7 protein-coding genes are annotated in these 11,739 nt (G+C 66.8%); 2 read left to right on the top strand and 5 right to left on the bottom strand.

What is annotated here, in order from left to right:
• Nucleotides 1-178 precede the first annotated feature (178 nt).
• Nucleotides 179-541: a hypothetical protein gene (locus WMF22_RS05605; RefSeq protein ID WP_438035103.1), complete on the bottom strand. Its 363-nt coding sequence runs from the start codon at nucleotides 539-541 to the stop codon at nucleotides 179-181.
• 190 nt (nucleotides 542-731) lie between these two features.
• On the opposite strand from WMF22_RS05605, the gene WMF22_RS05600 reads away from it, so the two are divergent.
• Nucleotides 732-1,091: a hypothetical protein gene (locus tag WMF22_RS05600; protein ID WP_438035102.1), complete on the top strand. Its 360-nt coding sequence runs from the start codon at nucleotides 732-734 to the stop codon at nucleotides 1,089-1,091.
• Here WMF22_RS05600 and WMF22_RS05595 read toward each other — a convergent pair.
• Complete coding sequence (locus tag WMF22_RS05595; RefSeq protein ID WP_438035101.1) at nucleotides 1,088-2,242, bottom strand: hypothetical protein; 1,155 nt, start codon at nucleotides 2,240-2,242, stop codon at nucleotides 1,088-1,090. The two genes, WMF22_RS05600 and WMF22_RS05595, sit on opposite strands and share 4 nt — an antisense overlap.
• 1,516 nt (nucleotides 2,243-3,758) lie before the next feature.
• On the opposite strand from WMF22_RS05595, the gene WMF22_RS05590 reads away from it, so the two are divergent.
• Nucleotides 3,759-4,952, top strand: a complete 1,194-nt coding sequence (locus tag WMF22_RS05590; RefSeq protein ID WP_438035100.1) for a reverse transcriptase domain-containing protein — start codon at nucleotides 3,759-3,761, stop codon at nucleotides 4,950-4,952.
• Nucleotides 4,953-5,808: 856 nt separating this feature from the next.
• Here WMF22_RS05590 and WMF22_RS05585 read toward each other — a convergent pair.
• The 3 genes from WMF22_RS05585 to WMF22_RS05575 form a co-directional block, all read right to left on the bottom strand.
• Entirely contained in the window at nucleotides 5,809-8,214 is a 2,406-nt protein-coding gene (locus WMF22_RS05585) for a protein kinase domain-containing protein (RefSeq protein ID WP_438035099.1), read from the bottom strand.
• Between the two features lie 160 nt (nucleotides 8,215-8,374).
• Nucleotides 8,375-9,751 (bottom strand): DUF1552 domain-containing protein, encoded by a 1,377-nt coding sequence (locus WMF22_RS05580; protein WP_438035098.1) that lies wholly within the window; start codon nucleotides 9,749-9,751, stop codon nucleotides 8,375-8,377.
• A 5-nt stretch (nucleotides 9,752-9,756) separates the two neighbouring features.
• Nucleotides 9,757-11,475: a DUF1592 domain-containing protein gene (locus WMF22_RS05575; RefSeq protein WP_438035097.1), complete on the bottom strand. Its 1,719-nt coding sequence runs from the start codon at nucleotides 11,473-11,475 to the stop codon at nucleotides 9,757-9,759.
• Between the last annotated feature and the right edge of the window lie 264 nt (nucleotides 11,476-11,739).

The raw sequence follows: 11,739 nt of genomic DNA, 5'->3' as shown, positions 1-11,739 counted from the left end.
GCGGCCGCTCCGCGCCCCGGCCAGGTAGACACCGACGGGCCTCGAGCCCGAGCTCGCAGGCGTTCATCTCGCCCCGCGGCCGCTCCGCGGTCGATTAGGACGCGGGCCCGGTCCCGAGCTCGCGGGCCTCGACGGCGGGGAGGACCGCGCCTGATGGGGTCCGTGTTCCCCTCCTGCTTCAGCGACTTGTCCGGAGGGTAGACTTGATTTCACTTACCGTCGCTTGGCAGCACTTTCCAAACGGACGTTTGGAAAACTGTGCCTTACGCCTCTTCACGTAGTCATCGACAATGTCAACGGCGTCATCAGGGGCATATTCGATTACGTCACTGTGATTCGCCTTATACTCTCGGCACCAGTTCTGGATGTACACGTCAAGGTGACCACCGACGACCCTTCGCAAATCTACGACAAGCTTCTCCGCAGGGCCGATGGGGAGCGATTCAGCGACGACCACCTCGTCTTGTGGGTCGCCGATCACCACCTTATAACGGTCACCAGGAATCGAAACGTGGCGCACGAACTCGAACTCGTTTCCCATGAGCGAAGTTTGCACCCCTGAACGCACGACGTCCAACTTCGCCGACCGTAAGCAGGCGCCTCCCTCCCTACGGGCCCGGATTACTCCTCCAGGTAGAACCACGGCAAACGCTGCGACTAGGCTGCCCTGCGGAGTCATGGACGCCATATAGGCTGACCGGTCGACGAACGGCCAGTCACCAGCCCCCGACATGTCCCTCGATCTTCGCGGGCCGCTCCGCGCCGGACAGGGCATCGACGGCCCCGAGCTCGCCGGCGTCCTCCTCGGCGCCGCGGCCGCTCCGCGCTCAGCCAGGCCGCGGCGCCGAGCCCGCGCTCGAGGACCCGCCGGCGACGTGGCCGAGCTCGACAGGTGGACGGCGCCGGCCCCGAGCTCGCCGGCGCTGAGCACCGGTGTCCAGTCACCAGCGCCCGACGTCGCCCTCGACCCGCACGGCCGCTCCGCGCCCGGCCAGGGTGGACGACGACATCGATGCGGCCTCGTGCTCGAGGGCCCAACGCCGATGACGCTGAAGACCTCGCCGGCGACGAGGCCGCCAGCGCTCGTCTAGCCCGCCGCGCGGTGGATGCTTTCCGCAACGGCCAGCCCGTCCCTCATGCGACGGATGCTCTCCTCGACGTCCACCTCTTCCGTCAAGCGGCGGACGCATTCCGCAACGGCCAGCCCGTCCCTCATGCGACGGATGCTCTCTTTGATGTCTTCCTCTCGGCCGTCCTGCTGCCCCAGGTCGATGAGGATCTGCGCCTCGGAACCCACTCCTCGGGCGCCCAGCCCCGCGGCGCCGAGCGCGCTCTCTGCGGCATCCTCCTCCGTGGCGTCCCGTTCCAGGTCGACGAGGATCTGCGCCTCGGAACCCGCTCCTCGGACGCCCAGCCCCACGGCGCTGAGCGCGCTCTCTGCGGTGTCCTCCTCCGTGGCGTCTTGTCCCAGGTCGACGAGGATCTGCGCCTCGGAACCCACTCCTCGGACGCCCAGCCCCGCGGCGCCGAACGCACTTTCTGCGGCGTCTTCACCTTCAGCCGCCCGGACAACGCGACTGACGCTCTCAGCTGCCTCCAGCCCTTCCTTCACGCGGCGGAGGCACCCCTCGATGTTCAGACCGTCCGTCGTCCGACCGACGACCTCCTGGCAACTAGCATCGGCAAAGCACGCGACCAAAGCTTCTACGGCGTCAGCGATATCCTGCGCATCGAGCCAATCCTTGCGCGTCAGGTGCTCTACCATGTGCCCCACCTCCTCAGGCGTCGGAATCTGTGTACACTCGATAGAGTAGTAGCCCGAGTTGTAAACAACACTTGGACCTTGACGAGTGTTCTCGTAAGTCCACTTACCCCACTTGGTACCAAACTGAATCCTGCTACCTACCTCGGCCGCTAGACGCTGAGCACGCACGCCCGCCGCTGCTCTTGCCGCCGCACCCGCCAACAAGGATTCGGCGTTTCTCGCAGCCATCCGTTTGTCCGCCGACCGCTTGGCCTCAAGCTCTTGCAGACCCTCCACATGGCGAATCAGCAGTATCGCGAGCTCGACAACGTGCTCTTTCTTCGCCCACGTCGATTCCGCAACCTTGGACAACCAGAGTGTTACATCGCTCAGACCACGCACCTGAGCAACAGGAACATAAGTATCAACACCATCAGGCACGAACGCTTCTTCTCGCCCGTCTCCGCTCAAACGCGTCCACTTTGAATATCCGTACATGCTCCGCCTCCACGCGATTGCGAAACAACACGACCAGAGCGCATTCGCTACCCGCGCTCGCTCTACTACCCCGGGACGCCTTGATTGAGAAGACCGGCACGTGCGTGCGCCCGTACGATTCCTTTATTTTCGCGTTTTCGTAGGTATCCGACCGCTGAGCAGCCTACTGGAGCTCGAACCTGGACAGCCCGGACGGACGACCTGCCGGCGCCCTGGTCCAGGACCGGGCCGGGCGGCCGCTGTTCAGTATCGGGGCGTGTTCGTCAACCATTTGGTTGGCGAACGACCCTCGCCCGTAAATCCGCGGCGTCGCGCACGATGGCGCTTGACTTCGCCGAGCGCACCTTTGTCGACGGGCGATGGTTCCAAGGGCACCGGCCGCCGCTTCCGAGTTCGACCAGGTGGAGGCGGCCCCGCGCGCCGGCGTCCATCTCGACCCTGCGACCACTCCGGAGCAAGGGCTCAGGCGGCAACCTGGGCCCTCTTCCTTTTTGTCACGCCGACGCCAGCGACCTTACGGGCGGGCTGTCCCAGAAAGCCAGTGCGCGTCGAATTCCTTCGGATCTGCGTGGCCGCCTACAGGCGATCGAGATCCTCGCGAGCACCGACCAGCAGGTCGCGCGCAACCCGTACCCCTACGTCACCAGCCGGCTGGTGAGCGACGGAGCGACGTGGATTGTGCGCTGACGGGCGGACAGGCCGTGCAGGAGGGGGGAACTCGCACCCGACGAAGAGGACCAGTAGCCGGTGAAGCGTCCCGACGCCGCCCGAAGGCCAGCCGCCCCCTCGCCCCGGTAACGCGCAGATAGTAGGACAAGAACGCACTTGTTCCGCGTCCTCACGGTAGCCTTGACAGGAAAATTCCAATCCTTAGCCTCAGATCGCCTCCTGTCACTCTGCCTGTTCCTGGTCGGGGCCCCAGTGGCTGCTGACCGGGAGGTGGGGGCCGTCAGCCACCGTCAAACGGGGACTGCCGGCGTCGGTGTGGGCTCGAATCCGCGCCGAGAACCTGGGGGCGACCTCTGCTCAGCTGCTCTGCGCAACAAGACCGGAGTTCGTTCCTCGCGAGGGAGCCATCGGACGGTCAGCAGGCATAAGCATCGGGCGGAGGCCGGCGGGCGTGCATCGACCTTGACAGATGGCCGAAAAGCTGGTAAATTGAACCGGAGGACACCTGTGAAGTCCTGCACGCACATTCGGGTCAGCACGACCCGTCGATGGTCGCGAGTCGTTGGCGTGATCACCACGCTCCTGTCACTCTGCCTGTTCCTGGTCGGGGCCCCAGTGGCTGCTGACCGGGAGGTGGGGGCCGTCAGCCACCGTCAAACGGGGACTGCCGGCGTCGGTGTGGGCTCGAATCCGCGCCGAGAACCTGGGGGCGCCCCTTCAGAGCAGCTGAGCGAACTCACCGATGGCCTCAGCGCGACGAGACCCTACACAGCTGTATGAAAGGCTAAAAAGCCGGCGCGTCCTGTACAAGGCATGGAAGCATGTTTTGTCCACAGGACGGACATCCTTGTCCTTAGAGACTAGGGATGAAATAGAGAAATTCTACGCCGAAGAGCAGCGGAATCTGGATCGAATCCAGAAAGAGCTGCGAGCGCGCACATTCAAGTTCGACCCTGGACATGGGATAGCGAAGAGGCGCGCCGGCAAGAAACCTCGACCAATAGTCGTTGCCTCTGTTCGCAACAGGATTGTGCAGCGCGCAATCCTCGACGTGTTGCAGGAGCAGCCCAGCATACATCAAGAATTCCTGAACACGCCAACTAGCTTCGGCGGAATCAAAGGACGCGCCGTCAAGCACGCCATCAAATGTGCGCAGGAGGCGGTGGCCAACGGCTCCAAATACTACGCATCGTCCGACATCAAGGAATTTTATCGAAATATTCCGAGAGACACTGCGCTCAGCATCATAGAGGAACACATCGCAGACGAAGAGTTTCGCAAGATATTGCGAGACGCAGCGACCACCGAACTCGACAATTTGCCCACGCTGGGAGAGCACGCCAGTTTATTTCCACTTGACGAGACCGGCGTCGCTCAGGGTTGCAGCTTATCAACCATTGTGGGGAACGCTCTTCTTCGCAAATTCGACGACGAGCTCAACGCCAGAAAGATTGTCTGCCTTCGCTACATAGACGACTTCATCGTCCTCGGCCCTTCTCGCGACAGCGTTCGCAAGGCGTTTCTGTCCAGTTTGCGAATATTGAAGCAGTATGGCCTCGATGCTTACGATCCGTGGGAAGACGAGGGCAAGGGGCATCGAGGGCACACGGACAAGCCGTTCGAATTCCTCGGCTGCGAGATCGACGGAGAGTGCGTCAGGCCCAGCGGAAAGAAGATAAATGAATTATTTTCCAAGATAGATCGACTGCTGAGCGTCAGCAAGCAGACGATGAGAACTCCTGCCGTGGCATACAGAAGGAACCTGTCGTTCGTCCCTACGCTGAATAGACTGAGTAGCATTTTGCGGGGCTGGGGGAGGAGTTATGACTTCTGCACCGATCGCGAGGTCTTTCTCCGTATCGACGAGTTCGTCGACAGGCGCATTCGTGATTATTTTGCGTTCTACACCGCGAGCGTGCGTAGGGATCCAAAGATACGCGGACTCATGAGAGGGGTATACCTAATGGCCCCCTGTGATGAGGCACCACGAGAGAGCGTTCCGAGAACACGAGATGACAGCAAGGGACTTTCGAGTTCGTAGGGGCCGCAGGGTCTTTCAGGATACAGTCTGTGCGTCGCTGACAACCGCGGATCGGCCGAGCACAGCAAGATCGGTGCTGCGTGCCTGCGCTCCCCCCTCCTGCTCCGCGAACACGCGGGCCGACTGCCCGCTCTTGTGCCAGCGAGCCACCTGATCGCGCCAGATGCGTCTGCTCTCCTCCATCCACACCTCCGGCGCGGATCTCTACGCAGCGCAGAGGCTCCAAGACAGCATTCAGGTCGCCGGACGGGTACACTGTTCCGCTTGACTTGGGCGGCCGCACCGTGCTTCTCGGCATGCGCTTCGACCTCCACGACCGCAGCGGCGGAGAGGGGCCGCGCCGAGCTCGCGCCCGCGCGCCTCGTCGCTGGCACCCCTCCTGTACTCGGCCAGATGGGCGACGGCGCCACGCTCGCCCTTTGCCAGCGTCGCTCCTGCGCTCGGCCAGGTGGAGAGCCACTGCGCCGAGCCGGCCGACATTCGCCTCGATCAGCGACGGCCCTGAGCGTGCCCAAGTGGACGACGGCGGCCCCGAGTTCGTGCCCGGGAACCTCGACGCCGGCTAGGCGTGGAGCGGCCCCCCGACCCACGCCCGCGCCGCGGCGAGGGACCACGCTGATCGGCTCCGGTGCCATGCACTCGACGGCGGCCGTGCCGTGTTCCTCCTCGTTGAGCTGCTGGCTGGTGAACGACCACAGCCCCGAGCGCGTGCCCCAGGCGCAGCGATCCGAAGCCGCGCCCTTGACGACCCGCGACCACCAGCGCCGCACAGACGCGGCCCGATTGCCCGCGCAGCCTCCCTACCTCCGCCCGCTAGCCGCCGTCCCCACCGGACAAAGAAGCCAACTACTCGAAACTACTCAGTATTATTTTTGCGTGTGGAAATTGTTTCCCCCTTGCAGAAGACCTCGCCGAACAGGCTCGCCGCCCGGAGGAGCCGCCGCGCCTCGGGCGCGAGCGCCGAGAGGCGCGCCTCCACCATGCCCAGCACGGTGTCGGGCAGCGCCGCCCCCCGCCCCTCGGCCACCGCGCGGATCAGCTCCTCGATGTAAAACGCGTTCCCTCCCGACCGCTCGACGATCTCCGCGACCTGGGTGGGCTCCACGGCCGCGCCGAGCGCGCTCTGCACGAGCTCTGTCGCCGCGCGTCGCGAGAGCTCGTTGAGGCGGATCTGCTGGGCGTTGCGCGTCGCCCACAGACGCGGGAAGAGCTCGTGCACCGATGGCCGCGCGAACGCGATCACCGCAAACGGCCGATCGTCGAGCTCGCGCAGCGCCGCGTCGACGATCTTGATCGAGGGCGCGTCTCCCCAGTGGAGATCCTCGAGGACCAGGAGGGCGGGCCGGGTGCTCGCCACGGCGGAGATGAGCGCGACGTACGCCGCCTCCACCTGCTCGGCCATGAGCTGCGGGCTCTGCCGGGCGGCGCGCAGGCGAGGGCTGTCCTCGTCCGGAAACGGCGCGCCCGCGAGCTCCCCCAGGAACTCCGCGATATGCGGGGCTTCTTCACCCGCATGGAACAGGGAGACGGAGACGAGGTGCTTTATCTTCTCCCGCTGGGCCGCGAGCGGCTCGCCGGCCGTGATCTGGAGCGAACCGCGCAGCGCCTCCGACAGCATCGCGAAGGGCGAGCCTGCGCCGATCGCGTCGGGGCAGGCCAACCCGAGCGCCACATCGGGGTGACGCCCCCGGATCGCGCGGACGATCTCTTGCCGCAGGCGCGACTTGCCCATGCCAGGGGGCGCCGTCACCAGGACCGCGACCGGGCGCCGCTCTTCGAAGCTCTCCTCGATCAGGTCGACGACGCTGCGGAGCTCCCGGTCTCGACCGACAAAAGGGCTCGGTTTACCGAGGAGAGTGCGAGGCTCGTCCCCGATCTGCCGCAGGTCCTGGAGCAGGAAGCGGCCCGCCTCCTCGACGACCTGAAAGCGCGGGTCCAGCAGCGCTCGGGTCACGTCGTCGATCCGCACCAGCGCGCCTCGTCCCTCGAGCTCGCGTGTCTCATCGAGCAACGCCGCGGCCCGCTCCAGGGCCTCTCCCACGGGCAGACGGTGGGTCGCCTCGGCGCGGCCCGTCACCAGCACGATCGCGGCGTCCGTCGCCGCCCTCACCCAGAGCGCGCAACGCGCCGCCGCCGCCGCTTGATCCGTCGCGCTGCCCTCGCTCAGGAGCGCCGCCACGACGACGCCGTTCACGAGCTCCTCGACCCGCGCCCCCAGCGGCACCGCCGCGCGCTTCACCGCCTCGACGAGGCCCCGCGACGCGTCCTGGGCGGGCCTCGTCGCTCCGGTGGTCCTCACCTCGCCGGCGGGAGCCGTCCGGGCCTCGACGGCGGACTGGCCATGAGCCGAGGCCACCGCCACGATGGATACGAGCCGCCGCTCCATGCGGGTGATCGTTCGGGAACCAGCGCCTATCTCGGCGCGGCTGCGCGGCTCCGCGTCCGACCCCAGCGATACGAGGGCCTCTATCACGGCCGCCCCGTCGGCCGGGCGCTCCGAAGGCTCCTTCGCGAGCATCCGCGCGACCAGGTCGGCGAGCCAAGGGGGCACGTCCGGCCGGAGCTCGATCAGGTGCGGCGGCTCTTCCAAGAGGAGCTTCGCGAGCAGCGCCATCAGGTGCTCGCCCTGAAATGCAGGCGTGCCGGTCAAGCACTCGAACAGCACACACCCGAGCGCGAACACGTCCGCCGGCGGGCCCACCTCGCGCTCCGTGCGTGCCTGCTCCGGGGCCATGTACCCGGGGGTCCCCAGGATCGATCCTGTCTGCGTCAGGCGCCTCGTCGCTCCTGGCTGCCACGCGATCCCGAAATCGAGCACCTTCACCTGCTCGACCTCGCCACCGACCAGGAGCAGGTTGTTCGGCTTGATGTCCCGGTGAACGACGCCGAGCGCATGGGCCTTTGCGAGAGCGCTCGCGACGCGACGGGCGACGAGCAGGCTCTCTTCGAGGTTCAGGCCCGCCCCGTCAAGCCGGTCGGCGAGCGTCTCGCCGTCGAGCCACTCCATCACGAGGTAAGGTTCGCCCGAAGGCTCGAGCCCGTGCGTCACATACTGCACGATGTGCGGGTGCGAGAGCCCCGCAAGCACGCGCGCCTCGTGACGAAACCTCGCCGAATCGCGCTCGCTGACGCGGGTGAGGAGCTTGAGCGCCACGGGTCGACCCGTCGTCCGGTCCAGCGCGCGCCACACCGTCCCCATTCCCCCCGTGCCCGCGCGGTCCACCAGCTCGAAGCGGCCGCCGAAGAGCTGCCCCCTGTGCATCGAAGGACGAGCGTGCCGCAGCCGGGGTCAACACTCAACAGAGATTTACTCGCCAAAGGCGCGATGAGGCGCTCCAGCCCGCTGGACCTCTTGTCTGCCCGCTGCGTGGTGCCTCCAAGCGGCTCGCCCGGTTTTGCTCGGACGCGCCTCGTTCTCGCTGCTATGTCAGGTTCGTGAGCGGCCCGGTGCAGTGCTCCGGGGTGCCGAACGTTGTCCGGGTGTCGCCGAACAGGTTCAAGATCGAGACGAGCAGGTTGTTGTGCGGGAGGTTCTTGTACCGGAGCCAGCGCCCGGTGCGCAGACCTCCGCCGCCGCCGGCCAGGAGGAACGGCATGTTCGTCTTCTTGTGGCTCGGCGGATCCGAGAGCTCGGAGCCGAAGAAGACGACGCTCTCGTCGAGAAGCGAGTGTCCGCCCATGTCGACCTTCTCCATCTCCTGCAGGAGATAGAGGTGTTGCTTCGAGTACCAGTTACAAATGAGCTCGCACTCCGCCGGCCTGAAGCCGCCGTCGTGCTGGTAGTAATGGTGGTGCTCGCTCAGGTTCAGCCAGGGGAAGGTGTGCTTCGCCTCGGTGTCGCTCCACTGGAGGGTGCCGACCGCGGTGATGTCGCAGGCGAGCGCCATCACCAGCATGTCCGTCATGAGCTTGCCGACCTTGGGGATCGCCGCGTCGGTCGACGTGTCCTTGATCGAGCCGTTGTCGGCGGAGTTGCGCCCCGTGCGCGGGTTGTAGTCGGACGTGTCGACCTTCGCCGGCGCCTGGCAGGCGCCCGCAGCGGTCGGCGCCTTGCTGAGGCTCTCCTCGATCTCGCGGATCTTCGTCAGGTGCTGATCGATCTTCTGCCTGTCAGCGGCGCCGAGCCGCGAGGACAGGGCGGAGTAGCGCCGGTCGAGGAAGTCGAGGATCGATTGCTTCCGCGCGAGGCGACGGGCGGCGTCATTGTCGGCGCCGGGGTTCAGCGTGCCAAAGAGATCGGTGAAGATCTCCACCGGATCGATGCGCGGCGGGATCGGGCTGTAGGGCGCGTCGTTCTCGAAATTCGCGATGTTCATCGGAGACAGCAGGCCGTGCGATTTCCCCGTCGCCCAGCGCACCGCGATCTCGAGGCTCGCCTTCGCCTTTTGCCCGCCGGAGATCCGGGAGGCGATCACCTGATCGATCGACGGCCCGCTCCCGTAGGCGCGGCCCGCCGCGCCGTCCTGCGGCGTGCCCGTGAGCCAGGCGATGATCCCCGCCTGGTGCTGCTCGCCGAGCCCGCTCTTCATGTCGAGGCCGTCGACGACGAGCAGCCGGCTCTGCACCGGCGCGAGCGGCGAAAGGATGGGGCTCAGCGTGAAGCTCGTCTCGGAGCCCGTCGGCCGCCAGCGGTCCATCACGGTCCCGCCGGGCGTGTAGACGGCGAGGAAGCGCTTCGCGGGGGCGGCCTGCGCGCGCGCCGTGGGCTCGGCGCCCATGATCTCCAGCCACGGGAGCGCGATGGCGATGCCGCCAGCACCTCGCAGCAAGGCACGCCGGTTCAAGCGAAATGTCGACATGATCGTCACTCCTCCCGGGGAGCCATGGTGTGGAAGGCGTCCGTCTGCGTGAGCTCGATGAGGAGCTGCTTCACGTTGTATCCGGACGTCTTGAAGGCGGCCGTGACGGCCTCTCGTGTGCACCTGTCCTCGGCGCGCAGCGTGAGGCCGTAGGCGTATTCGATCCAGTGCGTCGCGAAGCAGCTCTGCACGTCCTCCGCCTCGGCGAGCTTGCGCACCAGCTCGATCGGCCCGCTCACGGTCCCCTCCGTGCCCGGCACCGAGCCGCTCGCGTCGATCGCGACGTCGTTCTCGGTCGTGCGGAACAGCCCGACAGCGTCGTAGTTCTCGAACGAGAAGCCGACCGGATCCATGAACTGGTGGCACGTCGCGCAGACCTTGTCCTCGCTGTGCTGACTGAAGCGCTCCCGCGCCGTCTTGCCGGTGTACGGGTCCGGCGGCTTCACCTTCTCCAGGATGTCGCCCGTGGGGAGCGGGATCACGTGGCACATCAGCTTCTGGACCACGAAGGAGCCGCGGACAACGGGGTTCGTCATGTTCGAGTGCGTCGTCCCGGCCATCACCCCCGCCTGGGTGAGGAGCCCGAGGCGCTGGGTCGTATCGAGCTCCACGCGCCGGAACGCGTCGCCCGTCACGCCGGGGACGCCGTAGAACGCCGCGAGCGGGCCGTTCATGTACGTGTACGGGGCGGTCAGGATGGACGGCCAGGTGCCGCCTTCCTCGAAGATCTCGTGCTCGAGGAACCGCTGCGTCTCCTCACGCATCAGCGCGCCGAGCGAGCGAGAGAAGGTCGGGAAGGCCTCCGCGTCCCGCTCGAGATCCGCGAGGCTGCTGATGGGGAGCAGGCTGTCGAAGAAGAACCGCACGACGGGCCGGGCCCGAGGGTCGTCGAGCATGCGCTCGGCGTGCGAGCGCACGCCTTCCTTCGTCGCGAGCTCCCCCGCCCGCGCGGCCGAGCGCAGCTGCTCGTCGGGCATCGTGCCCCAGAACAGGTACGAGAGCCGCGTCGCCATCTCGTCGCCCGTCGGCCGGCGGAGCGCCGGGCGCGCGGGATCGGGCGCGCCCCACTCGACGCGGTAGAGGAAATCGGGCGACTGGAGCACCGCCTCGATCACCGTCGCGATGCCGGCGGCGAACGTCGCGTCCTCTCGCCCGACGCTGTACAGCGCGAGGAGCTCGTCCGCCTCGCCGGCCTGGAGCGGCCGGCGGTAGGCGCGCGCCGCGAGGTCCTCGACGATCGTGCGCGCGCACGCTTCCTCGCTCGCCGCCGTCACGTCGCCCGCGCACGGGGCGAGCGTCCCGAGCGCCTCCGGCGTCGCTGTCGCGCGCTGGGCGATGCCCTCCGCGATGGTGCCCAGCTGCTCGGCGAGCAGGCTCGAGACAGACAGCGTGTCCGCGTCGTTGCCGAAGCCGTTCCCGATATCCTCGCTCGGCAGCGAGAAGGCGGGCTCCGTCGTGTCCCCCAGGAGGTCGCGAACCGTGTTGTTGTACTCGAAGCGCGTCAACCGCCGGAGCGGCGCTCGCCCGGGGTACACCGTGTCGGCCCGGCAAACACCGATGGGATCGTCGGTACCAGGTTTGCCGGAGCCCGAGCTGGAGCCGGAACCGGCGCCCGGCTCGCCCACGGATCCCGTACAGCCGCCGGCGAGGACCAGCGCGATCGGCGCGGCCCACCGAGCGCCTCCGCGACGGCGCGCAGGCTGGTGACGCGAGGGTCTGGACATCGTTGTCGCTCCTCACCAGCGCTGGGAGCGCTGAAGTCCTGCGATTAGACAACGAGCGCTCTTCAATCGCCAGGAAATTGAGAGCGGATCCCTCCCCTTCGACCGCACAGGAGCCGTCGGTACCGTCCCTGCGGCCCCGTGATTCCAGTGACGGCGACATGATTTGATTCTTCAGGACGTGTTGCCGCCCGGTGCGCACGCGTTCCGTTCTGCAGCGAAAATCACATGAACACGGCGCTTCTCGTCGGCTGCAATTTTTCTCGA

The sequence above is a fragment of the Sorangium sp. So ce204 genome, from assembly GCF_051526795.1.
Lineage (GTDB): Bacteria > Myxococcota_A > Polyangia > Polyangiales > Polyangiaceae > Sorangium > Sorangium cellulosum_B.
Note: the sequence above shows the minus strand (reverse complement) of the source record. Positions and strands in the feature narration are given on the sequence as shown.

What these genes read in the sequence shown, in the direction of transcription:
- WMF22_RS05600 (WP_438035102.1), top strand. Translation starts at nt 732, where the DNA reads ATGTCCCTCGATCTTCGCGGGCCGCTCCGCGCCGGACAGGGCATCGAC.
- WMF22_RS05580 (WP_438035098.1), bottom strand. Translation starts at nt 9,751, where the DNA reads ATGTCGACATTTCGCTTGAACCGGCGTGCCTTGCTGCGAGGTGCTGGC.
- WMF22_RS05605 (WP_438035103.1), bottom strand. Translation starts at nt 541, where the DNA reads ATGGGAAACGAGTTCGAGTTCGTGCGCCACGTTTCGATTCCTGGTGAC.
- WMF22_RS05575 (WP_438035097.1), bottom strand. Translation starts at nt 11,475, where the DNA reads ATGTCCAGACCCTCGCGTCACCAGCCTGCGCGCCGTCGCGGAGGCGCT.
- WMF22_RS05585 (WP_438035099.1), bottom strand. Translation starts at nt 8,214, where the DNA reads ATGCACAGGGGGCAGCTCTTCGGCGGCCGCTTCGAGCTGGTGGACCGC.
- WMF22_RS05595 (WP_438035101.1), bottom strand. Translation starts at nt 2,242, where the DNA reads ATGTACGGATATTCAAAGTGGACGCGTTTGAGCGGAGACGGGCGAGAA.